Origin of the sequence: Halobacterium sp. KA-4 (assembly GCF_021028995.1) — an archaeon.
GTDB lineage: Archaea > Halobacteriota > Halobacteria > Halobacteriales > Halobacteriaceae > Halobacterium.
In genome coordinates this window covers 75,090-99,933 of the sequence record NZ_JAJJZG010000013.1, presented here as the reverse complement: position 1 = coordinate 99,933, position 24,844 = coordinate 75,090, and the positions used below count along the sequence as shown (strand labels likewise).

Sequence of the window (24,844 nt, the reverse complement as noted above, 5' to 3'; positions counted from 1 at the left end):
TCACCACCGAGGAACACACGCTGTACGCGGTCAGGGAGAGTCGTGGAAGTGATGTTCCCGCGGAAGTCCTCGGCGAGGACTTCGCGGGAACGGTTGTCTGTGATGGGTGGACGGCGTATCCGGCTTTTAGCAGCAACCTCCAGCGGTGTTGGGCGCATATTCTCCGGGAGGCTGAAGACGCCGCCGAGAAACAGGCGGAAGGTGAACCGATCTACCGTGCCCTCAAACAGTTGTACGTCGCTCTCCAGACGCAGCTGGAGAGCGACGTGACAGTCCATGAGCGAGCAGAACTCCAGCGTGTGGCGCGAAGAGAGCTTGAATCGCTGATAGAGCGGTCAGTTCCCGACGGACCAGTGGCAACACTACTCGGCAAGATCGAAGGAGGCCTCGACCACTGGCTCACCTTCATCGGTGAGCCAGCGGTCTCCCCAACGAACAACGCCGCTGAAAATGCGCTTCGTGAGCCAGTGGTTCTCCGGAAGCTCATCGGAACGCTCCGCAACGACCGCGGCATGTTTGTGCATGAGACGCTGCTGTCCCTGCTGGCGACGTGGCGCCAGCAGGGACGCAATCCCTACGAAGAGTTCAAGCGAATCGCTCGAAACAACGAGATGATTTCACGAGCCCAGGCTGTACCCGCTGTTCCGTCCTCGGGGTAAACACGTACCTTTTAATTATTAGTTGAATATGAATGCAGTGTGCCCTCAAGCGAAAGCCTATAGTAATCTCCAGAAGTGTCTACTCACATCTCTCACCAGATCCTCAAGAACCGACTAAGCTCGCCTATCTACGATGGGTACCACTACAAAGACTTCCAGATTCTACTATAGGACGGATAAGTGACTTCCCGATTTCATATATACTATAAGAGTAACTGAGCCATCTCATGGCTCATAGGCCATGAGCGGAAATCAACTCTCATTAAATTCCAGGTGACTCATCTCAACGCTCAGTCCTCGTTGAACATTTCTAACCCCTCAACTTGTATGCAGTAATTTCATTATCTGTAGTTGATTGTTGCTCTGCATGAAGCTGGTCGATATTGAGATAGAACACTTTCGGTCAATAAAAGACCAGACGGCAGAGGATTCAATTGAATTCCAAGGTCTTGACTGTTTAGTTGGCGAAAACAACGCTGGCAAAACAAACATTCTATCCGCGGTACGGTTTCTGCTCAGAGAAGAAAAGAAAACGAATGACGAGGAACTCTTCTGGCAAAAACGGGATAACGAAGTCGCCGAAGTGAGGGGATTTTTCAAGATCAATTCTGGGGATTTAGACCGAATCAAAGACGCCGAAAAACGAAACACTATCAGAGATATCCTTATCTCTGAGTATGAGCCCTATGACCAAGTTCTGGGGATTTGTCGCCAGTTCGATGGTGAGGAAGACTCCAGTCCGTCGTTCAAGCTTTTGCAGCGCGTTCCAGAAGACGAAGATCTGCGAAAGAGTTCAATTGAGGAGGTACGGAATCGGCTCTGGGAGAAGCAGAAGTCAGACAAGAACTATTCAAAAGCCGATTACCGGAGCGAGATGGTGGACCGATATGAACGATTGGCCGATATCATCCCTAGAGAGAAGCAGCGCAACAAGGCCATCTGGACTAGTAGGCATCAAGAATTCGTAAGCCAGTACGAGGACGAGCTTACCCTGACAATTGCCCCCACTGACTTTCCCCAAGGTACAGTAACAGCAGTCCGAGAAAACCTCCTCCCCGATGTCATCACGATTCCAGCGGTCAAAGAGATGGACTCAACCACAAAGCGAGGCGGTGAAGTGGGAGAATTGGTCGACGCTATCTCTGAAGGCGTCAAAGAAGAACTCGAGAAGAAACTTGAAGCACAGTTAGAAGGCTTCGAGTTTCAGGACCATGATGGTATCACGAAAATCGAAAATCACGTTACAGACCATCTTAGTGAGACATTCGATGACCGTGAGGTCTCCTTTGATTTCCCCAACTTCTCAATGGACTACATTTTCTCCGGCGCAGACATCAAAATCGACGAAACACACCTTGACGGGTCACTCTCTAAAGAAAACGTCGGCGAAGGTGTCAAACGAACCCTGATTTTCAGTCTCCTGCGAACACTTGCCGACCTCCAACAAGGACGCCTCAGTGTCACTGCAGACGATCAGGACGACAATTCGAAAGCGCCGCCACTCCTCATTCTCTTCGAGGAAGCTGAACTCTATCTCTATCCACAACTCCAGAATCAACTGCTCTCTGCCCTCTCCAAAATCACTGACAGCCAAAATCAGGTTATCTTCTCAACTCACTCCCCTGTTCTTATTGACCATACAATCCTGGACACAATCAATATCGTTCGAAAAAACGACGCTGAAGCGACGACAGTCACACAGTTCCACTCAATCTTAGTGCGAGTGATAGACGAATCTGACCGGCCACTCGTCACTGACCTGAACAGCGTCTCTGAGTACATTTTTTCTGACCAAATCGTGCTTGTCGAAGGCGCCTGCGATCGTATTATTCTACAGAAGTTAGCACCTCATCTCGATGGTGAGTGGGACTTCAGAACGTCTGGCATTCCAATAATGGAGGTTGGCGGGAAATCCGAAGTGACGCGCTTTCACAACTTCTTATCAAACCTCGGTATTACTACGTACTCTATTCTCGATATTGACGCCGTCCAAGACCAAATCGAGAACATCAGTGACGAACCAGCCACTATCGAACTAGCCGAGGAACTGCAGGAAGCAGCCGAGGACGAACTTGACAGCTCGGGATACAACCGCAACAACCTGCCAACTGAGGTCACACACGAACCGTGGGATAACGCATTTGACCGGCTTGAGGACCTCGAAGAGAGAATTCGAAATGAGAGCCCGGTGAATGAGAACCATGCAGATATGGTGGCGAAAGTTCTCGCTGCCTGCGAAACACAAAACACGACTGATGTTCTTCCGGAGTCAGCCGTTGAAGAACAGCGAGTAGCTCTAGTTGAGGCTTTGCTTGAGGAAAACGTGCTGCTCCTGAGCGGTGAGATCGAGGACTATTACCCGAAGGATCAAAATTTAGGCAAACGCGAAGCTGCTCTTGCCTTCGACCCCAAAACGGACTACGAAGATGTGGAACCACGCTCGTTCTTTCAATCGCTCCCCAGCCGCGAACGACCAGATTTGGGAGAATTCCTACAACAAGTCTTCGATGATTGACCTGCCTGCATGGGCTGTCTCACCAGACATCTGCCTACCCTGTACGCTATCGGTCTGTTACGGTCTACTTGTGGTTCCCCATGGAAGGGATGTGCGTCTTTTTGGTCAGCAGGGCCTCTGAGAACGATCACCGAAGAAGGGCTACAACAGAACAAGAGATACTATTCAGCTTGCCAATTTAGAGTTCGTTTATTGGTTTGTTGATGATGTGGAATATCTCGTTTGCTCGATAGAATCGATTTCTGGCCTGCCCAGTGAGCTCTTCAAGAATCCCGTCCTCCTCCAACTGGTCAACAAGGCGGTTCGCGGTGCTATACCCAACATCAAGCCAGTCAGCTGCTGTATTCACGTCCAAGTAAGGGTCCTCAAAGAGCCGCATCACCAACTCAAGAATGTTCTCAGACCGCTCACTCTGGTACCGTTGCTGATAGTCCTCTCGCAAGTCAACGAGCAGATTCGCCCGCTGGTGAGCTTCATCTGCCTGTGACTGTACTCCACGGAGGAAGAATAGCAGCCACTCCTCCCATTCACCGTCTTGACTTACCGATAGTAGATGATCTACGTATTCTGATCGGCGAGCGTTAAAATACGAGCTAAGGTAGAGATATGGCTCAGGGAGCAAATTCTCACGCTGGAGAAGCAAGCTAATCAGCAGCCTTCCCAGCCGCCCATTACCGTCTAAGAATGGATGGACAGTTTCGAATTGATAGTGGACAAGTCCGATTCGAAGGAGGGGGTGTAGATCGGTGTTTTGGTTCGCATACTCGAGGAGACCGCTGAGAAGGTCAGGAACGTCATTTGGCGGTGGTGGGACGTATCGTGCATCCTGGATATAGGGTGTACTGCCAATGAAATTCTGCGTGTCCCGAAGCTCGCCGGGGTCGGCTTCATTTCCGCGAACCCCAGACAACAACCGATTATGCATCTCACAGAGTGTCTCGACGGTTACATGGCTGCCCGCTGTGATCGTCTCTAACCCGTGTGTGAGGGCATGAAGATAGTTTACGACCTCTTGGGTTCCCTGCCGTCGGTCTTCATCGATGAGGGCTTCCTGGCCGGCTTCGAAAGCATAGATGTCAGAGAGGGTTGCGTGCGTCCCTTCAATCTGAGATGACTCGAGTGCTTCTTTGCGAATGAACGGCTCAATGAGAATTTCACGAGACCCCACACGAGGCCCAATTCCGTGAAGTCGTCCAAGTGCCTGAGTGGCCTCTGCAAGTGGTGTGATTAGCTCCTTGGTGTCGATGTCTGGTGGAAGAGGATCTGGGCGAAACGCTGAATACGTTCCCTTTGACGTAGTCGTCGGAACAATCTCTCCCGGGGCCGTTTCAGCAAAGTCATCTCGGTCCATCAGCAGTTACCGATCGTACAAACACAACCGACCTTATTGTTGTTTTCGACTCTAAATCAGAATAGTAGCCGTACTATTCGTACTCGCACAACTACGAAAGCGACAATTGGCATCGAGGCGTATTTTCCACAATAATCGATATTATATTGCGGGTTCTCATAGAACGCCTGGGCCCTCCACATCGATAATAGCAGTAAGGCCTTGATCTGGAAACTGTGGCAGTTCTCGGGAAAATTCACCGTAAACCCGTGTGTCACGTCTCGTTCCAGAAACGCTTACGCAAGGCCGTTGCTATTTCCCATGGGGCGAGGTTATTGGGTATACACCCACAGATCGGCGCGGCTCACCGGTCATCCGTCTCTGAACGCTGCCTAGAAGAATCATCCATCTGTTTCTCGACGGTCTCGTCAGGAATCGTCTCTTCATTAACCCCGACATCAACATCTTCCGCACTCATATTCTCACCGTCAGAACCATACGAATCGCGCGGTAGAGGCTCTACTTCATCAGATACCTCTTGAATGTCTGGGTTTTTCAGAGTGACTGAATGAACTACGGGCTCTTCTGTAGTCACAGGATAGATGGTGGTAGTTACTTCACCACATACCTCGTAGGTGCCTGGTGATTCCGGAATCTCAAGAGACGCTCCGTCCTTTCGATTTACCTTGAGAGGGACCTCTTTACCCGGGTATTCAACTGTCATGCCTCCATCGTCATACCGCAATACTCGGACGCGAGCACTCTCGCCCTCTGATGGGTCCCAAGTCCCATCCATTATGTCCGCTTCCATACGAACCAGTCATGAATAACACAGATTAAAACTTTCTTCCACAGCTGGCTCAGCGATTGATTGGTCATGGTCTGTTGTACTATGTCTCTTTCATCTATAATTTCCAAGCCCTACCGTCCAGTTTGGGATGGGGCGTATGACACCACTTTTTCGATAGAACGAGCTCAGCGGCACTGTCTAGTTGAGTTAGTTTGAGAAGTGAGTAGGCCGTTGAGTGAGTTGGTCAAGATGCTCGCAGACCTGCTCAGCGAGAGCTATGAACCGGATTTAGAAGAAACTTGGGAGAACGAGCGGACGGCGACGCCCGTCAGGGCGTTCGCCGTCCGCCTCCACTCGACCGGTTGTTCGCTCAGAGAAATAACAACTCTCTTAGCGGAATTAGGCGTAAAACGCTCTCATAGCGCGGTTTGGAACTAGGTGCATCGGCTATCTGACAGCGGCTGCGACTCGCCTGAGGCGCAGCCCAAGCGGGTCGCCGTTGACGAGACTGCTGTCAAGATTAACGGTGAGTGGTCTTGGCTGTATGCTGCAATAGACATCGACACAAAGTTGATCCTCGATGTCGCGTTGTTCGGACGACATGGCACCGATCCGGCGGCTACGTTCCTCGCTGGACTCCGCGAGAAACATGATCTCTCGGAGGCTGAATTTCTGGTTGATCAGTTCGGCTATCGGACTTCCCTTACTCGATTAGGATTGAGCGGTCGGGTTAACTATACCGATCAGAACCTCATCGAAAAGTGGTTTCACACTCTCAAAATGCGGGTTGACAGCTTCCATAATTCGTGGGTGGGAAGTCGGTCAAGCGTCCGCGAGTAGCTTGAACAGTTCATGCATTACTACAACCGCTACAGACCGCATCAGGCTCTCGATGGCAGAACGCCGATCGAGGAGGTCCAGAACTAGACAGTGCCTACAGGGCAAATATGCACCCTACTATTGGTGTGGTTAGTAGAAGACAATACTCTCTGCATTGTCCATTAAATATAACTCACTGCAAAGTAACACTTTGAATGAGATAATGGGGTCGGTTATTCCTAGTCTTATATTTCTTTTTGGACTATCTGTTGGTTTCATTGCGAATAAGATTGTACCAATTGAGTACAAATTCTATCGTCGGAAACAGCGTGAAGAGGAAAATGAAATTAACCAATGGTATAATGAAACTCTGCCAATAATAAACAAGCTTGCCATCAAATGTTTGCAACTCTGGTTAAACCAGAAGCAAAACCCAAAAGATGCAGAATCCCATATTGGGATTAGACTAGGGGAATATAAGAATACAGATGTCTACCAAGATATAGAAGAACTCTCGGAAGAGTTTTTGGATCAGCTCTACGGTGCCCCCAAAGATCTGGACATTAATCTTACTTCAATTGACGGCACAGACCCTCAGAGTCTGTCAGTGAGCTTGGGGAAAGTTGTGGCGGACGAGACGGCAGAAATCACAAGCAGACAACTGTATGACCTTATGCGGGTGGCAGTCGAAGTTAATCAACGTGCTGCCGAGCGAACAGGTCGGCACACGTCTGGTATTGTAAACCAGGAATTGATGGAGTTGATTGAGTCAGAACTGTCCAATTCTACTGATAAATATGGATGACCTATTTTACTTTTGATATATGATTGATGATTCGCTTGATCCACAGTCAGGACACTGATCTTCGCCTAGAGAGAGGTTCGTTCCGCAGTGGCGGTACTCCACGACGACCTCCTGCTCGCCACTGGGGAGGAGCTGAGCGAGTACCGCACGCACACTCATGATCACCCGATATTCTCCCGGCATTGCATGAATGGCACTGGTGGGGATTTTCTCCGGAAATCCGGGGTGAATGGTCAGCGGACCCACCAAACGCTACCTTCCGGACGGAGCGAAATCCATCTGGAAGGACCTGTCACACGCTCCTTCCACCCCTAGACATGCCTACCGATGACTCGTCGCTTGGTCAGTGCCCAGAGTCCGGCGAACCGATATCTGCCGCGTGGATGCTCGTTAAATACAGTAATAACGACGGGACTGACGGTGTCTGGGCGGAGTGCCCATCATGCGAGAAGGTCGTTGCGCCGGAGTAGCCAGACAGCAGCCTCAAGTGGCCGTCACATCGTATCTCGACCAGGACACGAGTAATGGAGATTCCTACGCAACTGCGGTGTCTATTCGGTGGCGCTGTCGAACAGCGCGACGGGACGTATCTCATTGAGGTCCCGGAGCAAGAGATTGAGGTTGGTGAGCTGCAGTCCGGTGAGACGTACCGCGTGGCTGTGCTCGGGTCACCAGCCACCGACGACGCTAACGAGAACACTACCGACTCACAGCGTGAGCGGACGCCGAGCACGCCACCTGTTAAGGAAGGCGAACAGCGAACCGTCGAAATCGAAGACATTGGTGATCAGGGGGACGGAATCACCCGTGTCGAGCGTGGCTTCGTCGTCATTGTCCCGGATACCGAGCGAGGCGAGCGTGTCACCGTCGAAATCACAGAGGTAACTGAGAACGTTGCCTTTGCCGAGGTCGTCGAACGCGAGAGTTATTACGACTAAACAGTCCCTCGGTACGATTTCTGTCTGAGCGAGTGCTGGCCCGTGAGCTCCTACTAGTAGTCAATCGGTGTGGAGCGGGTTCCAAATACAGTAACTACTAGTAGATTTCCAGAGGATGAGATATACTGTATTTTCGCGGCTTCAGGGCTATATCCCGGATCTTTTGTGTGTTATTCGTCGGCTATGGATTCGCGTTTGATGCACCGAAGTGCCGAGTAGAATAGCCGAAAAGTAGAGAATGATTGGCCGTTTTTGAAATCCTCCGCCAGTGATAGGTTTCCGCGACCTTACTGAATACCAGGGTGCGAATTCAGCAGGCGGATATAATACCTAAGTTGAGCCTATGAGTGTCGGAACTGCGGGAAAACCTTAGATGAAGAAGCGGAGCTGTGTCCTCAGTGTGGACGCGGAGAAAAACGACAGCTATACTCTCGATTAGCTGGGGGAGTCCGAACTCATTTTGAAAACGACTCCGTCAAGTCCTCGACTATCTATGAATCCTCGGAGACGGGTCTCTAATTGCACGAAATCATGCGGCGCATTAGTATAGGGTACTGACTCCAAAGGCTGATTCGGCATGTCAAAAACATCAGTTTCCTCACCTGGTGTAGCTGTCACCCTCAGAACCCGTCCATCTTCAATAAACTCCACACCGTAACTCTCGCTTTCCAGCAGCAGTAAAGCGGTATAGTGGTCCGTTGCCTCGGTGAGAACAGGCTGATCAATGAACGAAAAATGTGCATCATCCATGTCACTGCCCCGCTCGAATCTTTCATCTTCTAAAAACTGCCTGCGGTGCTCACCAGTCTGAAGAAGAACAATCGACGGATTTCTCTTCTTGACCTCAGTCTCCATCTCATCGATCAGTTCTTCTATACTCTCTATAGTACGCTCCTCAAGAGTCAGCCATCTCAATACATACTCACGATAGTCCTCGAGAACACGGCGAAAATTGGCGGTCACAGGCTTAGCCACTTGATCCTCAGGTACGAAACTGCGTTTCTGCGGATACCCCACTGAAACCTTCACACCGTCAAGATCCGGAGGAAACCTTTTCTGTTTCAACACGTCGACCTCTTTCAACGCCCGTCTCAACTGGCAAGAGCTATCAAACTGGTCGTTCATCTCCTGCTCCCAAGAATCGACGTAATCAGGGTCAATAGGGTGGTTACGGACCCGCATAATCGCCTGTGTCTCTGCATGGGAAAACGCCCGGTCAAGAACCTCAGACAGCGCTTCTATCCTCTCACCGATATCCGTTTGACCATCCAAGAGGAACTCCAAGGGATAGTCATCTTCAAACTCCTTTATGGAATCCAATAAGTTGTCGAGATCCAACCGGTCGTCCTCTGTTGTCGGAAAAGGAAGGTCCTCAGGTGCAGAGTCCAGGAAGACCTCCTGCTCATCTTCATCAAACAAGTACAGTGAGAAAGCCAGATAGAAAGACGGTATCCAACTGTTCGAACCCATTGAAGTCATAACAGGTCCTCCTCTCGACTCCTCCAGCTGTCGCTCCATTTCCCAGTCATCCCAGTAAGGGACCCCCTCTAAGACGGTTCGGATGTCGAAGTAAGTTTCAGTCAGGGATTTGACCGTGGGGAACTCCTTTTTAGCGTGATTCTGAAACAGTTCTTTGAGAAAGTCCTCCGAGAGTACATCTTTCACGTAGAGATTGTATGCCCACGAATATGCGGCGAACTTCTGTATCTGAATCCGTTTCCTAACAGCATCAGCTGCCTCCTGTTTCTCCTCCAAGAACTCCTCACTGTACTGGTTTTCAGGCCTTCCCGGAGGCAGGTACCGGGCTTGCTCAAACGCCCTTACCTCCTCCAGGTTCTCATGAAGCCGTATAGCAGACTCTCTACACTCGTACTCAACGGCATACCTCCACACCTCACGGTAATACCCGAGGAAAGTATCGATAAGATCACTGCTCTTAGCCAGCCTGTCGACGCTGTCAACCTTTTCAAAGTTCTGTGCAATCCCTCGTTGATTAACGTCCAACCTTTCGAAAAAGTCCTCTAAGGACTCGTCGAAACCTGGATTGGGATATGAGCGGACGTAACAACTGACAAGTGCGTTAAGTAGCTGGTCGAAGGCCTCCAAGTCGTTCGACTGCCTAGAATATCTAACGTTCACAGATATCGAATTGAAAATGCTCGATCTCAAATCCTCGCCAGCACCGTTCTCAAGCACGTCGTCGTAAAGCTGTAGGTATCGACGTCTGCAGAAGGCGTAGATAGACCTGAACCGGGTTGGGGAGTCTACTTCCCTGTTAATCAGTTCATCGATCAGTTCTGCGATGTGAGATAGGTTATCTGAAAGCTCCTGGCCTTTTCCTTCCCGGATAGCGGCTTCCGCATCTGTGAAGAAGTGCTCTAAGTAGTCTTCGTAGTTGGGCATCAGTTCTCCCTCCGTGTCCGTATCCCTTGACGTAGTTGTCGTTCGATCTCCTCCAGGGCTCCCTCAGAGACATCTCCATCCAAGGAAAGAACCGTTGTGTCTTCAGCCAGCGAGGTACCGACAGAAGGGCTCCGGTCTATACCGACGCCGGATTCCTCTTCGACGGTTTGAGAGATCCGCCTCATATTCTTCAGGTTGATATCTGTGATATTGCCGGCCTTGTCTATGTCCCTTGATAGTATAGATGTTCTTTCCAGTCCAAAATCCATAACTCCCGCTGATATATGTTCAAATCCGGGTACAGACTCTGAGAGAACCCTGTTCGGGTTGGAAAATTCATTTACCATTTCTTTCTCCAGATTTTCCTTTGCGTATTCTTTCACTTCTTCGTCAAAATCGGTGTAAAACAGTAGATCAAGTGCGTCCAAGAACCGGGTGGCAACAGCGTATATAGAGGAAGCAAACAGTACAGCGGTGACGTATACCGGTAGATAGCCTGCGTTCTCTGCTGAGGAGTGTACGAAAGCTATGAGGCCGATAAACAGGTTTGAAGTGAATACGAAAGTTACTGTCCAAATAGATCCAATATCTTCGATAAACAGCCTCGTCAATTCATCGTTTAACGGGTTACTGTATATTTCCTCCCAGGCAAACGTCAAAGCAACGAAACTGAAGCCGATGATGACTGCATGGACCTGCCAAGTCGTGGACAGTATCCCTCCTTGGACAGTGAAAGGAGAATCTCCGAAGATAACTGACTGTATCAGGTAGATAGAGCTACCTACAACAACGGCCAGAAGAGCTCTGAAAACTCCTTTGAGGACTTCTACTCGTTTCTTCTCTCGAGATTTGAGCAGCCTAAGCAAGGGAAGTAGGCCCGTGTATCTATATTTTTGATACAGGGATCTCAGTCTCAGAGACCAAGGTGATATGAAGATACCTCGCGACCATATCGTTCCAAAGAGGAGTGCCAGGGTAACGACACTCACCAAGGAGATGATCCACCAACTGACGTTGAGAAACTGCTTAAGGAATACGAGTGAAGCGGATAGAACCGCAATAAAGGCCCCGAAGCGCGTCACTAAAGAAACCAGTGACTGAAAGCTCTTGTTGTATATCTGTTTCCGGGATGCCATTCTTCTTAGAGGGATAATTCAAGGCATCGGTTAAAGAATGACTGTTCTGTTCTCTGATGCCGTCATCAACCGCTGAAATCGTCGAAACCTGCTTGGATGGTGTCGTCTTAATCTTTTTCGTCTTCTCCCGGAGGCTTCCATGTCGCCTCTGTGGTCTAGGACGTGCAGTTTCCCGGCCTCTGGGCTCTTCTCGTTGCGGTAGACATCTTCGTCTCCGAGGGCCTTAAAGAACTCGTGGGCGTCGAGGTCGTACTTGTTTTCGAGGTGTTCGACGTCGCTTGTCGCTGCCCAGCTCACCGTCCTCAAGTTCGTGTAGTCGTTGATCAGGTGTTCGGCCAAGGACTTGTCGACGCCGTCCAAGTCGGGTGATGACTGCGATTGCTGCTCTCAATGAGACGTTCGAACAGGCACATGGCTCACCGATGCTTGGGGAACTACGGGAGAGTGATCCAGTCGATCAAGTGATTATGCCTGCCCGCGATGAGAAGGACCAACTATTGGATGCGATGGAAGCGCTAAATGAGGTTCTCTTTGAGCGGATTGATGGAGACTACATTGACAATATCCGAGGGTATCTTCCCGAAGAACGGTCTGATGAGGTAGATGGCTCGAAGTCCGCACTGTTTGAAGTAGCTGTTCATCTCTTTGATAGGGGTAGAGCAGCGGAACTACTTGATCCATTGAACGCTGTGTATGACCTTCGCTTAGACCGCGCCCATCGTGGGAATAGTAAATGGCAACGAGCAATGGATGCTGTCGGTATCAGCCGGCCAGTCAGAGATTATCGAGGGGGCATACATTAACAGTAGTTGCTAACGCGGTTTCTTTATTCAGGTAGATACCTGAAAATGAAATGGCTGAATCGGTAAGTAGGGATGCCCACGTATTAGGCAGAACGCACATATGGCACAAATATGAATAAGTCAATAATGGAGATTAACCGCCGACGTATTCTCCAAATGCTCGGTAGTGGCTCAATATTCACTATTGCCGGGTGCTTACACACTGATTCACTACCAACAATATCCATCTCTAACCAGACCAGTGATAGAATTGATATTAAATTAGTAGTACGAGATGTGGAGGAAGAAGATCCAGTCATAGATGAGACCTTTTCGTTAGATGCTGATGGAGACAAATCCTACTCGAAACCATTTGAGACGAGTGGTGAAAAAGAGTTGAAGATAACCGTTAACGTCAACAGAAGTGAACGACACACATGGAATGATAGTCCATCAAGTAGTGGCTCTGTGCTAACGGTATCAATACTTGAAGAGGAGATCAATATAGAGGAAGCGGTTAGCTAATTATTGAACTAACCGGCTGTTTCACCCAGTACTCTGAATGAAGAAACCGTATTGGCAACTACTGTTAAGATCATGACTCAGGTGGCGCAGTCACTTGAAGAGATTGAGGAAGAACTGAGCTGACGCAGAAATTCATAGTTCTCAATGCACTATACTTAGCAGCTCAGTTCTGCCAGCAGCTGAGGTTTCAACATGTTGGTCTCCCAATAGAGATATTGGCCTTACTTCAGAGACAGCTAATTCGCATTCTTACCCTGTCAAATGGCCCAGATCTGAAGATGGTTCAGCCGTGAATGTGAGTAATGGACGAAGAAGAGAAAGAAGCTCTAATTGAGATGCTCGTCACGAACTCGCTCTCAATTCGTATGATGGAGCGTGTATCCAGTAATGACGAAGACGCGTCTCCTGAAATATCTCCTCCAGAGCATGACCAGCTCACTAATCTGAAGTACCAATATGCGATGCAACGTCTCATCGTTGAATACTTCAACTACGACTCGATGCAGGTCACCGTCAGCGATCTTCAACGGCCGGTAATGGCTGTACTGATGGATTTAGCGGACGATCCGTGGGTGCTTGAACAATTCACCGAGGGAAGACCAAGCGAGAACCCAGAAAACTCAGACCAAGTACCACCAGACCCGAGTTTCCCCGTACAAGAGACATTAGAAGATGATGGGCTTGTCGAGGTATTCTCGGCCAAGGTAGATGCAATCAAACAGAATTGGGGAGAGAGGCCGTCTCGGGAGTTCACCATTTGGTTCCCTTGGCATATCCGCTGGGGTGATGATCCACCGGTATTCGAGGTGTACGGACATACATTCGAGTCCGCCGACCAGTCTGAATGGCGTCCTCGTCTCGAGGAAATCGCACACGGCCCGGATGTGAGTGGTGGTGTCTACATCCTTCAAGAAATCGAAGACGGGAACTACGATGTCTGGAGGACGACTATCTCAAGCCGAACTCCTCGGTGGGCGATGCTTCGGTTCAAGAACGCGCTCGAAATTCTCTCGGCACAGTTGAATCACTCGACGTACTTCATGGACTACCAGACGAGAGCCGATCGCTTGGACCGAATGTCGGGAGATACGAGAGATGGCGGCCGATGGACGGCAATTCAGCGTCCATTTGGAATTTTTTACGTTGATGAATACGTCGACGAACAACCCTACACACCTCACTGGGGAGCAAATGTGTATCATCGCGGCGGACGTCCTGAGGTTTCTCTCGACTACTCTTCACTCAGTAACCGCTTTGATACCCATCTTCCGTTTGAGGACCTACGAGTTGGCAATGAACCGCTGCTTCACGATGTCTTGGTTGACTACCAGCAAGGTCTCACGGAAACTGATCATCGACGCTCGTTTATCAATTTCTGGCGAGTCATCGAGGAATTGTCACTGGCCGGGCAGGGACAGAAGGATGCGACCGTTGAGCGTGCTCTATTCGCGTTAAAGGTAGTTACAGACGGGGAGTATGACCCGATTTTCGAACGGGTTGCCGATGAAATTTGGAAGGTTCGAAACACTCGCACCCACGAGACAGGATGGATTCACATCGGACCTGAGCATGAGATTGTCGCGAAAGTGCTTGCCGATGCTATGATTGGGTTATACCTTACCGAGTTTGTAGACACAGATGGGGGCGTCGATGAATCAAAGACCCGTCGTGTCTTCAAGTGGGCGACGAAGTCTGGAACGGCACGAGAAGAGACTCAAGAGGCGTTGAACACTGTTAACCGACTTCTCGGGGAGTAACGTTGAGTGGGAGAATATAATCTGAAAGTATTGCCGGGAAAATAGATAGGCGGTGAGAGTAGACCAGAGAGTCCGCAAATTGCACTTAGATACGCAACTTTGTGCGAAGACAAATTCTCCTAGCTGCAATCACGGATCTTGTTCTCAGGGCAATTGTATTAGAATGTTGGTGCATATACCGATACTATAGAGGAAAAAGAAGGCGAGAAGTGCCGTTGACTTGCTCCGGAGACTTCCGTTACGCCCCTTCTCAATGTGGTCTCGAATACTGCTCTCAACTAGGTAGAGGAGGTTGCGAGTACCAATCGCTACTACGGCTGATGGGAGCACAAAGAACAGAACGAAGAGAACGATTCCATATTGGCTTGCGTTGGGAGCTGCGGCTCCTAGAATGCTGTCGAAATCCAGCACTCCAATCCCGACGTCAATACTGTTGCCGACGACAGTCAGCCACGAGGATGAGAGCAGGTTGTTCAGTGTCTCCGCAGCAAGTTGCTCAAACAGCAGTAAGAGGAACGTGATGGTGATGAAGAGAATTGAGCCGTTTCCTAAATGGTCCTTGGCGTGCTTCCATGCTTCCTCACGCTGCTGGTTGGTGGGTGGCCACTGTTTAGAACCTGCCTCAGTTGTCTCCGTTGAGAACGGCGGTGTATTTTGATTCCAGAACTTGCGGTAAATCGTTCGTCCCCAGAGAACAAGGCGAACAGTGGAAACGAGTAGGAGCGAAAATAGAATAACTCCATACGTGAGGACAACGAGCAGACCTACGGTCCAGATATGGCCGAGGAACCACGATATGTTGTTAGCGAGTGCAGGAATAGTCGCACCCTTCTCAGCGGCGTAGGTAAGCCCCATTCCGAGAGAACCGATAGTGAATGTCAGTCCGATAAGGGTAACCCAGAATCCGAGCCACTTCTCTACAAATAGGATGAACGCAGCAGGAATGATTTCTGCAGTCTTCTGTTTCCCCTCCTGAATATCGTGCCGTATGTCTTCTACAATACGTTCAATCATTCGTTGAGGGAGAGTCAGAACCCCCTCCTGAGTCTCATTATTCTCCTCTGTCATAGCAGTGGCAACGCTGTTGAGCGGGAAGTAACTTATCCGGATATTGTATAGTAACTACGATAGATGTCTTGGTCGGCATAACCTGCGGTTGAGGATGGAAGCACCGATTCTGCCCACGTACTATAGTAGAATCTGGAAGTCTTTGTAGTAGCACCCATTATAGATCGGCGAGCTTAGTCGATTCCTGAGGGTCTGGTGAGAGATGTGAGTAGACACTTCTGGAGATTACTATAGTAGATCTCCGTTGTGGGCGTTCCATATACAGTAACTACTAGTAGACTCGAAGAGAACGATATTCGCCGTATCACCGGCGTTAATCGCCGAGATACCTGGGATATAGCACGCCGAGGATTAACTTCTGGTGCGCTTTCTCTTCACCGGTGTATCTGGTGGAATAGCCGCTCAGTAGGTATGCGTACGACACTCCACTCTTGATGCACCCCTCACCCATGTAGACATCAGCAACTTGCTTGTGGCGGCGGCCGAGCGAGTGCGACGACTACAATACCCGGGGTGAGTCGCATGGAGTACCCGTCATGGATATTCTACTCCTGTTCCGAGCGTAAATCGAGGAGAGAGCTGCCGTTAACTTCATTTCCTCTCAAAATCAATTTCTCTCTCAGATAGTTGCCGAACCAACCCTGCGCGCTTCCAATCGCCAGGCCCGTATTCGAGTAAATCGTTCATTTTCTGACCTGTGAAGTCGTCTCGGCACTCCAGGTACAGTGTTATCATACCGTCCAGCAGAACCTTCGTATACTCCTGGAATCGCCTTGCAATAGTCGTATTCGGTCCCTCGTGAACTAGCGAATTCCGTTTATTGGCTAAGTCACGCAGTACGTCATTGAAGACCGGGTCTATATCCCCGAGTTGTTCATACACGAATCTTGCTCGTTCCACGGTGTCGCCCGTATTTGCTCGTTCGTCATCCCGTGTTGCTAGCCGTTCAAGCCCCTGCCAGAAGTAAAGGAATGAGGAATGCTTCCGGGGTTCAGCCATCCCTCGCTGGTGCGCGTGAAAGGCGTCTAGGAGCTTCTTATCGTACGCTGATTCTGAGTCCAGGGATGGAATTGAGTCAAATCGATTCCGGCGATTGTCGTCTACCCACTGCACGGTTTCCGCCCGACGGTGATTCCGGTCGATAGCGTGCGCATAGTTGATGTCTCCGTCCTCGTCGGCTACAAGCAGTATCGGGGGAGCGCGTAGGTTCGACCAGCTGTGCTTCGGCAATCCGTTGGAGTCATCCCGCGGATGCAGTCCCCGGAGGTGGAAGCTGTATTGGATTTGCCCGAGTAGTGTTACGACGGCGTCGTACACGATATTCGGCGGGACAACCACATCCCGAGCGCCTACATCAGCTTCCCAGAAGGTGAAGGTATCCTCATCAAAGTCATTCGGATGCTGTGAGAAGAATTCCGCAATTTCATCTAACTGCTCGGCCTCGCCTCGATAAGTCTCCCACTCGTCGTAGGGTATACGGTCGATCTCGACACCTTGCTCAAATCTATCGGGCGGGGTGTGGAACGCGGAGAAGTTGATCGGGAAGTAGACGGTGTATGTCGGTTTCGGGGACCCAAAAGTGTCAGACATGTAACTACGAAATGACGCTACAAATTCCTCTTTCGGGTTGTCTTGTTCGTACGCATCCAGAAGAAGTTCCTCAATCTTATCACCGACCGTTTGCCTCGCTAGTCCTTCCTGCACCCAGTCAACACTAACATCGGCGTCGAGAAACTGGTCGATTTGATGGTCGAACTTCGACCGCCTTCCCCTACGGACTCGTGGGTCCCGCTCAGGAAGGGATCGGATGCAAGAGAGGGCTTCGTCCAAGTGTTCGGAGTTTTGCACTGGGAGGGCTTTTCCGTTGGAATCCTTTACTATTTGTCGCATAGACGAGTTTGTGGTGTGTTGGACAGGCAGAGGTGCCCCCGACCAGCGACTGCTTAACCATGAGGAGATAGAAAAGTTGAAAGAGGTAGCGATTGACAAATTTGCTGAAACAGCGGAAGTGGATGAGCTTCTATCGACACCGCATATGGACTCGGTTTTAGGACGGTGGCAGGAATGGTCAGATTCTGACCGGCCGCAAGAATGGGCCGAAGAGGCCACACAATCGGATGCTGCGTTGCTCCAGTTCGTCAACCAGTTTATTCGTCAAGGAAGATATTCCTCGATTTCTGAAAGTGGCACTATCAAGTACATCGATCCGCGATGGCTTGAGCCATTCTTGGATTACTCGACAGTCGAAGACCGTTTCGCAGAGTTAGATAGGAGTGAAATAGAGGAGTGGGAAGTCGATACGATCGAGATATTCGAGCAGGGGATTGAGTTCTTAGATGATGGTCAGGATCCAGGGGAGTTCGAAACCTGGAGTATGTCCCGACGCTCACTATGAACATGTTGTTGAGGACTCGGCTATTCTTTATGAAAGCCTACACAAGTGACAGGATTTCTTCAGCTGTCAGAGACCACCATTAAATCTTAAACGACTGACACCATGGATATAGACAGATGGGCCGAATTCTATCTGAGAAAACGTCTCAATCGCCTCGATTTACCGGGCCCGCCGAGAAAGAACTGATTCCGGACCGACTACGGATTGATGGAGAGATTCCTACATGGAGCAAAGCAACTCGTCGCTTCCGGTCGCTTGTCCAGTATCTCGAGGAAGAGGACATCAAAACATACCGAGTGCTGGATTTCGAGACTTTCACAAGTGACTGGGCAGGCGCTGCATGGAGTGATCTGTACCGAGTTGATCAGCAGGCCTGTGAATGGGCTCAGTCGACCGCACTCATCTCATTCAGTGGTTCATATTGGCTGGATAAATCCTCACAAACGTTTCTCCCTCCAGTAACATACCTAGCCAGACTCCAATCGTCAAAGCGAGCCCGACAGAAGTCGCTCAGTCGTGCATTAGATGACGTAGACCACTGGCAAGCAATTCGCGCTATCGGAGGAGAGGGGTATAATGGCTATCCACGGGTCTTCTTGGGACTCTACCTATCAGAACCAGTCCAGCAATCCACACTTGCTCCGGTATTAGAATCCCACGTCAACAACTGCCCAATCGCAAAAGAAGACGCACACGATCCTCAAGTAGTCGTGAGGATAGAACACTCACCGGAGCATAGATCTCGGCTTGTACACGCGTTGGGGCAGAAGGTGCCAGCGCTGAGCTCACAGGACGCCATTTCAGTAGAGAGCTGGGAGAAACAAAAGATCGCGACGGTATTACATGGCGGTGGATGGCGTCCATATTCGTTTGGAGAGTCACTTAAATAAAGTCTATTGAATCAACAGACACCGGAGGGGTAGATCTCACCTCGTCACCACTATAATAATTTCAAGCATCTTGTTTTTACCATCCGGGTAAAATGGAGATGTTCGTAGTAGTGGCAGCAAACAAGGTAGTTCGTACTTCCAGCCAACACCGAAGAATTGGTTTAAGCAAAAACTTGCTCGGACTCAGTACAATAGAGCCGTTGGACGGGTTGCCGGCTAGAGTGGTTTTTATCACCCAGTTTGAGTGGAGATGTTTGTAGTTGATATAAGCAAACCAGTAAGTCCACCTAGCCACTCTAGGATAACCTGTAAAAGCGAAAGCTCGGAGGAGAGGTGTGGTCTTGAGGATTCCTTGGTGAAGTGGCTGAGTGGATTGTTTTTAACGCACAGTGGGGGTGGACGCTTTGAGGTGTGTAGTGACTCCCGATCGGTCAGAAAGTCTCCTGAGAGAGGGAGAAGTTCCTGAGTAGTTGCACCTGAAGCGTTCGTAAGAGCCGAATCAAGCCGTCGCGCCTAATCATGAATACTGCACGTACTAATTACGGCTTCCAGAGGCATCGCTGTCACAGTAACTGCACCGCTCGAGGTGAAATCCATGGCTTCTGACGTTGGTGTTGAACAAGCCCTCAACAAACTGCTTGAGGAGAACCCCAACTTACTCGATCAGATCGGTCCGGATCTCAAAGACATTCCTCCTGAGCAGGGGGTTGTTGAGTTTGTTGAGCACAAATCAGAGGAGGTCCGTCCGAAGACAGTTCAGGAGTATAGGAACAAGCTCGCGTATTTCACTGAGTTCTGTGAGATGCGGGAAATTGAGTCGTTGAACGAGATCGGGTTCCGTGAACTGAATCAGTATCGACACTGGCGGCGAGAGGAGAGTCACGATCTCGATGATTCGCTCTCGGCGAAAACCATGCGGGATGAAATGTATCTGTTGAAGGATTTCGTCCGGTTCCTTGAGAAGATTGATGCGTTAGAGTCCGGGCTGGCGGATGAACTCAATCCACCTTCACTAACTGGCGATGAGGGCGTTCGTGATATCGATATAGCCGACGAGCGTGTCGATGCGGTCCTAGATTATCTCTCAAGCTACGAATACGCCACTGCAGAGCACGTCGTCTGGCTGTTTTACGCAAGTACTGGGCGGCGTCCCGGCGGACTTCACTCACTTGATCTTGAAGACCTCCATATCGACTGTGAGGATCCCTATATTGTCCTTGAACATCGGCCCGAAGAGACCTCACTGAAAAACGGAGAAGGAGGAGAGCAGCAGGTCGTAATCAAACCGGGTGTCGCCGAGGTCTTCAAGGACTACATTGAGCAGAATCGAGTCGAGGTCACATCCGAAACTGGCAGAAGTCCGTTTCTGACCTCAAAGATGGGACGACTGTCGAAGTCGACAATGCGGAAATACATCTACAAGTGGAGTCGCCCGTGCGAAATTGGGCGTGACTGTCCGCATACCCGTAATCCAGAAGCGTGCCAGGCGTCTCAGAATACCGATCAGGCATCGAAATGTCCGTCGAGTCGGCCACCCTATGCACTCCGACACGGCTACATCTCGAATCAGCTCCAAGAGGGGCTGCGAGTCAAGACGCTGAGTGAGCGCTGTGACGTGAGTGAAGAGATTATCGAGAAACATTACGACGAGCGGACGCCGGAAGAGCGTCGAGAGTTCCGGCGGCGTCAATTGGAGCAACTTCAGAATGAGACTGACCAGGGGGGATTCATCTAATGTTCACCAGTCGACTTAATCGCCAGTTGAATCTCATCTTTTATGTTCTCAAGCGGCTCTGGCACAGAGTACATAAAAAAGATCAGATACGGACAGGGAACCCTCGCCGTATCCGATCCATTATATTAAGTCTGTACCAGAGACTATGGCAGCGCGTCAATCAAGAAAAAGACGACACCCACCAGTTCCTCTACCTGCTGAAGTTCACCACCTCGGCAAAACAGCATAGCCTCACCGACTTCGAGGTTCCCTCGTCAAAACCTCGTTCTGGCGAGAGTCAGGACCAAGGACCAAATGAAGAAGAAGAGTCGGACGAGGCTGATGGTACAGCCATCATTTACGCTCGTGTTAGTAGCCAAAAGCAGGCACGTGAAGGGCACAGCTTAGACACACAGGTGGAACAACTGAAGCGGATCGCAGAACAGGAGGGGCTGTCTCTCCACTGCGACCCGATTCGAGACGAGGCGCAAACCGGGGGTAGCTTCGAGCGGGACGGAATCCAGCGCGTGTTTCGCGAAGCACAGAAAGACGCACCGTCCTACCTCCTTGTCCAAGACGTTGACCGAATTGGGCGAGCAGCAGCAGAAACTCTGTACTTCATTTATATTCTACAGAGTGAATGCGACGTCACACTCATTACTCAGTCAGGTGAGAAGGATGTCTCCAGCACAAGAGGCCTTATGCAGACGACACTCATGTCACTAATGGCACAGCTGAATAATGAACTTCGAATGCGGAAGGCGAAGGAGTCGGCAGTCCGGAGCTTCATCGAGAACAAAAACTGGAGTGCGTATAAGCCGGTCACCCCACTCGGTTACGAGAAGACCGACGACGGGTGGGTTAAGAAGCAGCCAGAAATGGAACCAGTCGTTCAGGATCTGTTCGATGAGTTCCTCGACTGTGAGACGTACCAAGAGACGAAACGCCGTCTCGAAGAGAAATACGGAGATGTCTTAGACGGCCACCGGGTGAAGACGCTCCTCCAAGAGCCCGCGTACAAAGGGAAGCCGCAGGTGTCCGCGAATTCGGTTGGCAATTACGAAGGAAAGCGAGTCCGAGATGACCCAGAACTGCAGTTCGTCCACGGAGAGAGGTTTGAGAAGGCACAACGGGTTATTGAGGCCAAGAACGAACAGTACTCAAGTGAAGACACGGGCGGACTTGCAGAGTTCATCGAGGAATTCGACCTATTCACAGTCGTAGAGTCGAGTCCACCGGTCGAGTTGCGTTGTGAGTCATGCGAAGGTCAGATGGTCAAAAACGGTCAGCGGTCACTATCGGGTGCATCGGTGGATGGTCATATGTATCGTTGTACCGAGTGTGGAAAGTCTCGGAAATGGCCTCGTGACGATGATTACAATCGAATGGAACTACTTCAGAAGCTCCCCGACCTACCGGCGCTTCTGGACCGGCTGACTAACTGATTCACGAGCCTAGGGTAGAGTGCAAAAGCCGGTAGCAACAGCTATCTCGATTCTTCCTTCAGGAATTCGGAGTAGCGTTCGATCACCCCATCAATAATGCGCTGCTTCCGGGAAGGCTGCATCTTCTCGCGAGCCATAGATTCCGTCTGAAAACGCAGTCGAATATCGGTCACTTCTTCGAACAGCTCATCCGGGATGATTCGATACTCGTCGACGTACTCAGTGAGGTCTCCAACCGAGTACTGACCGGTGTAGAGTTCGTTTCGGAGAACATCCCCCACAGCACGGGGGCACCACTGATTACCTGCCTTTGTGGGGACCTCTCTGTCGTTCAAAGCTCCAGCAACTGCTGGCATTGATCGCTCACCAAGGTAGGACCGGAATATCTCCTGAATTAGATCCGCTTCTTCTGAGTCGATTGAGAGCCTGCCGTCAGGTAATTTTGTGTATCCAAGGGGCGGACGGTCATTCGGCCACTTGTGGTCCATTGCAAGCGCTTGTAACCCCATCTGAGTACGCTGCTGGATCATATCCCGCTCGAATTCAGCTGCACTTGCGATATTCCGGAAATTGAACCGGCCAGCAGCCGATGTCGTATCAATCTGCTCTGTGACACTAAACAGCCCTACATCTGATTCGCGAAGGTCTGCTTCCAACTGGACCGCATGCATTAGGCTTCGCGAGAACCGGTCGAGCTTCCAAAACATGATGACGTCAAACCACCGCTGCTTCGCACCGGACATCATCTTCTGGAACATCGGCCGGTCAGTGTCTTTCCCACTCTCAGCCTCATCACGGTAAATAAACTGGACAGTCCAACCGCGGAGCTCACTGTGCTCAACGCATTGGCGAACCTGCTCGTCTAACGAGTATCCGAACTGCTGGCTCTTCGACGAGGTACGGGCATATATCGCAACTGTAGACGCTTCGCTGTCTTCTTCATCCGTCACACGAGGGCTGATCTCAGTCGACATTTCGACTCAGCTCCTGTAATTCAGATAATCGGACCCGCAGTGTCTCAGTCGAAACGCCCGCCACCTGGCAGATCTCTGCCTGTGTTCGCTCCCCCTCCAGTATGTGATAAGCCCCCGCCGCTACAACTCCTACTGGGTTACTTCCACAACTATCCCGGTCTGCTTCGACCCGACGAAGAAGCTCTACGAGAGCGACTTTCTCTTTGTATTCTATATTTAATTGGCGGGAGAGATACGGGACATAGTCAACTGGCTGTGTGGGAGTCGCTGGAATGCCGAGAGAGTTCTGGAGTGTGTTAATGGCTTTCGTGAGATCAGAGCGAGGGGTTCCGCTGATATTTGCAATTACCGAGATAGGGACTGGTTGATCGGCTTGACGTTCGCCCCAGTAGAGGGCTGCCAATGAGACGGAGTCCGTACTTCGGCCATCAGTGATTCCTTCAACCACTCCCTGTCCGAGTAGCTCAGCACAACGGATGCGTGCCTGGGCGTCGAGTCCCAGATCGTCTCCAACTTGGTTTTGAATATCAATCGCAGCTGTGAATCGCTTTTCAGTCGCGTTGTGAATCGGCGAGTAATCTTTCCAAGAGTCTAGCTCTGTACCAGATTCAGCGAGAATCTCTTGGGACTGAGTGTGCTGTTCCACGTCGTTATCGGTTACAAACCCACAGTTGGCGCATACGCCTTTTAGAGAATATTCTGGATGGACTGATGACTCGCTTCCACAGAGCGGGCAATCAGAGTTAGATTTGCTTACTTGGTTTGTGCTAGTCATTTGGTTCTCCAATATTCTGCGGGTCTGGCCGGGTAAGCGGCGTTAAAATGTCGTCTTCAGCACAGCAGGGGCAGAGCGGTTCATCTGCGGCTTCCACTTCCTTCCAGTTGATACTGGACCCGCATCGGTTGCACGACCAATGTTGCACTGCGTATGTAGCAGCCAATTCCGGGTATTCGGCAGCGAGTGCGGGCGTGAGCTCCTCCTCAGGGTTGTTCTCCAAGTACTCCTCAATCTTTTCCGGGGGATACCCGGCAAATTCCCGTACAAACCCCCGAACACCATAATCAGCGGCAGGGGCCGAGCCTTTCCCGCAGCGTTCTCGGTACGAGCAGTACTCACATTCCCAGTCCGTCTCAGGCGTGGCCGGCGGAAGCTCCTCGTCAATCCGGTACTGAGTATGGGTGGCAGCCCAATCAAGGACCGTCTCGTTCCAGAATGCCGCATCGAAGTCGATACGGAACGTTTCGATGTCGAGAGATTGTCGGCTAACGTAGATCAAGACGCCAACGTCGAGATCGATTTCGAATTTCTCCGAGAGGCCGAGGAGGTACGCATGTAGTTGTGCGCGGTGCGTTCGGTTTGGTTCGTTGAGGGTCTTGAGGGTGCGCTTGGTTTTGATTTCGGTCGGGAGAACAGGAGTCGCGTCTTCATCGACAATAACCGGATCGGTACTCCCCTTGATTTCAATTGGCCCCGCGTGGCTGTCGGTCGAATAGTCGATCCAGATAGAGTTTCGTACGTAGGAATCTAGTTCTGCGGCAGTCTGTTTCAGGAAAGGAAAGAGAAGTTCCTCTTCGAGTTTGGAGCCGGCCCAGAAGATGCCGTCCGGGTCGGCGCTTTCCTCCGGGGCGTTATAGTCGTTGTAGAATTGGCGGCGGTGGCAGCGAAGAAGCTTGCTAGGGCTGTGTCTTTCGGCACTTGGCTGATAGCCAGTTCCGTTGAAGTATGGCGTGCCATTCTCGATATTTTGCGCATATTGCTCTTCCCGGTGCCACTCGGTGAATTGGGTTGGAGTCAACCGGTTCAATAGACCGTCTCTGAGAGATTCTCCCGCGTGTGACGGGGCAGGGACATCGCCGCTGTTCCCCAGATGTTCTGGTTCATCCATGTTTGATACAAGG

General features: G+C 50.6%; 22 protein-coding genes and 2 pseudogenes. 14 read left to right on the top strand and 10 right to left on the bottom strand.

Annotated elements, in window-relative coordinates; genetic code table 11:
• Window positions 1-659 (top strand): IS66 family transposase (locus LPA44_RS13080; protein ID WP_230889986.1); only part of this gene is annotated, 659 nt, incomplete at its 5' end.
• A gap of 367 nt (window positions 660-1,026) precedes the next feature.
• A complete protein-coding gene (locus tag LPA44_RS13075) occupies window positions 1,027-3,174 on the top strand; it encodes an AAA family ATPase (RefSeq protein ID WP_230889985.1) in 2,148 nt (715 codons plus the stop codon).
• Between the two features lie 178 nt (window positions 3,175-3,352).
• On the opposite strand, the gene LPA44_RS13070 is transcribed toward LPA44_RS13075, so the two are convergent.
• Window positions 3,353-4,525: a Fic family protein gene (locus LPA44_RS13070; RefSeq protein WP_230889984.1), complete on the bottom strand. Its 1,173-nt coding sequence runs from the start codon at window positions 4,523-4,525 to the stop codon at window positions 3,353-3,355.
• Between the two features lie 343 nt (window positions 4,526-4,868).
• Complete coding sequence (locus LPA44_RS13065) at window positions 4,869-5,315, bottom strand: hypothetical protein (RefSeq protein ID WP_230889983.1); 447 nt, start codon at window positions 5,313-5,315, stop codon at window positions 4,869-4,871.
• Between the two features lie 228 nt (window positions 5,316-5,543).
• Between LPA44_RS13065 and LPA44_RS13060 the strand changes: the two are divergent.
• The 5 genes and pseudogenes from LPA44_RS13060 to LPA44_RS18420 all read left to right on the top strand — a co-directional run.
• Window positions 5,544-6,221, top strand: a pseudogene (locus tag LPA44_RS13060) (IS6 family transposase).
• Between the two features lie 115 nt (window positions 6,222-6,336).
• A complete protein-coding gene (locus LPA44_RS13055) occupies window positions 6,337-6,918 on the top strand; it encodes a hypothetical protein (RefSeq protein WP_230889982.1) in 582 nt (193 codons plus the stop codon).
• A gap of 317 nt (window positions 6,919-7,235) precedes the next feature.
• A complete protein-coding gene (locus LPA44_RS13050) occupies window positions 7,236-7,388 on the top strand; it encodes a phage terminase large subunit family protein (RefSeq protein WP_230889981.1) in 153 nt (50 codons plus the stop codon).
• A gap of 54 nt (window positions 7,389-7,442) precedes the next feature.
• Window positions 7,443-7,856 carry a TRAM domain-containing protein gene (locus tag LPA44_RS13045; RefSeq protein WP_230889980.1) on the top strand — a complete coding sequence of 138 codons (414 nt, stop codon included), beginning with the start codon at window positions 7,443-7,445 and terminating at the stop codon, window positions 7,854-7,856.
• A 351-nt stretch (window positions 7,857-8,207) separates the two neighbouring features.
• Window positions 8,208-8,261 (top strand): annotated as a pseudogene (locus tag LPA44_RS18420) (zinc-ribbon domain-containing protein); the annotation flags it as partial.
• 30 nt (window positions 8,262-8,291) lie between these two features.
• Here LPA44_RS18420 and LPA44_RS13035 read toward each other — a convergent pair.
• From LPA44_RS13035 to LPA44_RS13025, 3 genes are read right to left on the bottom strand one after another with little or no spacing between them, the layout of a single operon-like run.
• Window positions 8,292-10,259 carry a hypothetical protein gene (locus tag LPA44_RS13035; RefSeq protein WP_230889979.1) on the bottom strand — a complete coding sequence of 656 codons (1,968 nt, stop codon included), beginning with the start codon at window positions 10,257-10,259 and terminating at the stop codon, window positions 8,292-8,294.
• Entirely contained in the window at window positions 10,259-11,395 is a 1,137-nt protein-coding gene (locus tag LPA44_RS13030; RefSeq protein ID WP_230889978.1) for a hypothetical protein, read from the bottom strand. Before LPA44_RS13030 ends, LPA44_RS13035 begins: the two co-directional genes overlap by 1 nt.
• 30 nt (window positions 11,396-11,425) lie before the next feature.
• Complete coding sequence (locus LPA44_RS13025) at window positions 11,426-11,755, bottom strand: hypothetical protein (RefSeq protein WP_230889977.1); 330 nt, start codon at window positions 11,753-11,755, stop codon at window positions 11,426-11,428.
• Window positions 11,756-11,763: 8 nt separating this feature from the next.
• Between LPA44_RS13025 and LPA44_RS13020 the strand changes: the two genes are divergently transcribed.
• From LPA44_RS13020 to LPA44_RS13010, 3 genes are all read left to right on the top strand, one after another.
• Window positions 11,764-12,198: a hypothetical protein gene (locus LPA44_RS13020; RefSeq protein ID WP_230889976.1), complete on the top strand. Its 435-nt coding sequence runs from the start codon at window positions 11,764-11,766 to the stop codon at window positions 12,196-12,198.
• 156 nt (window positions 12,199-12,354) lie between these two features.
• Window positions 12,355-12,702 (top strand): hypothetical protein, encoded by a 348-nt coding sequence (locus LPA44_RS13015; protein ID WP_230889975.1) that lies wholly within the window; start codon window positions 12,355-12,357, stop codon window positions 12,700-12,702.
• A 302-nt stretch (window positions 12,703-13,004) separates the two neighbouring features.
• A complete protein-coding gene (locus tag LPA44_RS13010; RefSeq protein WP_230889974.1) occupies window positions 13,005-14,459 on the top strand; it encodes a hypothetical protein in 1,455 nt (484 codons plus the stop codon).
• A gap of 144 nt (window positions 14,460-14,603) precedes the next feature.
• On the opposite strand, the gene LPA44_RS13005 is transcribed toward LPA44_RS13010, so the two are convergent.
• A complete protein-coding gene (locus LPA44_RS13005; RefSeq protein WP_230889973.1) occupies window positions 14,604-15,527 on the bottom strand; it encodes a hypothetical protein in 924 nt (307 codons plus the stop codon).
• Between the two features lie 591 nt (window positions 15,528-16,118).
• Complete coding sequence (locus tag LPA44_RS13000; RefSeq protein ID WP_230889972.1) at window positions 16,119-17,357, bottom strand: hypothetical protein; 1,239 nt, start codon at window positions 17,355-17,357, stop codon at window positions 16,119-16,121.
• Between the two features lie 34 nt (window positions 17,358-17,391).
• Between LPA44_RS13000 and LPA44_RS12995 the strand changes: the two genes are divergently transcribed.
• The 4 genes from LPA44_RS12995 (at window position 17,392) to LPA44_RS12985 (ending at window position 21,971) form a co-directional block, all read left to right on the top strand.
• A complete protein-coding gene (locus LPA44_RS12995; RefSeq protein WP_230889971.1) occupies window positions 17,392-17,922 on the top strand; it encodes a hypothetical protein in 531 nt (176 codons plus the stop codon).
• Between the two features lie 116 nt (window positions 17,923-18,038).
• Window positions 18,039-18,812 carry a hypothetical protein gene (locus tag LPA44_RS18415; protein WP_442903391.1) on the top strand — a complete coding sequence of 258 codons (774 nt, stop codon included), beginning with the start codon at window positions 18,039-18,041 and terminating at the stop codon, window positions 18,810-18,812.
• Window positions 18,813-19,407: 595 nt separating this feature from the next.
• Entirely contained in the window at window positions 19,408-20,547 is a 1,140-nt protein-coding gene (locus tag LPA44_RS12990) for a tyrosine-type recombinase/integrase (RefSeq protein WP_230889970.1), read from the top strand.
• Window positions 20,547-21,971 (top strand): recombinase family protein, encoded by a 1,425-nt coding sequence (locus LPA44_RS12985; protein WP_230889969.1) that lies wholly within the window; start codon window positions 20,547-20,549, stop codon window positions 21,969-21,971. The genes LPA44_RS12990 and LPA44_RS12985 overlap by 1 nt, the downstream gene beginning before the upstream one ends.
• Before the next feature lie 41 nt (window positions 21,972-22,012).
• On the opposite strand, the gene LPA44_RS12980 is transcribed toward LPA44_RS12985, so the two are convergent.
• The 3 genes from LPA44_RS12980 to LPA44_RS12975 are packed head-to-tail and all read right to left on the bottom strand — an operon-like array spanning window position 22,013 to window position 24,831.
• Entirely contained in the window at window positions 22,013-22,945 is a 933-nt protein-coding gene (locus LPA44_RS12980; RefSeq protein WP_230889968.1) for a recombinase family protein, read from the bottom strand.
• The gene (locus tag LPA44_RS18410; protein WP_442903390.1) at window positions 22,935-23,720 is read right to left on the bottom strand and encodes a hypothetical protein; all 786 of its coding nucleotides are present in this window, start codon (window positions 23,718-23,720) and stop codon (window positions 22,935-22,937) included. The genes LPA44_RS12980 and LPA44_RS18410 overlap by 11 nt, the downstream gene beginning before the upstream one ends.
• Window positions 23,713-24,831 carry a CRISPR-associated protein Cas4 gene (locus LPA44_RS12975; protein ID WP_230889967.1) on the bottom strand — a complete coding sequence of 373 codons (1,119 nt, stop codon included), beginning with the start codon at window positions 24,829-24,831 and terminating at the stop codon, window positions 23,713-23,715. The genes LPA44_RS18410 and LPA44_RS12975 overlap by 8 nt, the downstream gene beginning before the upstream one ends.
• Between the last annotated feature and the right edge of the window lie 13 nt (window positions 24,832-24,844).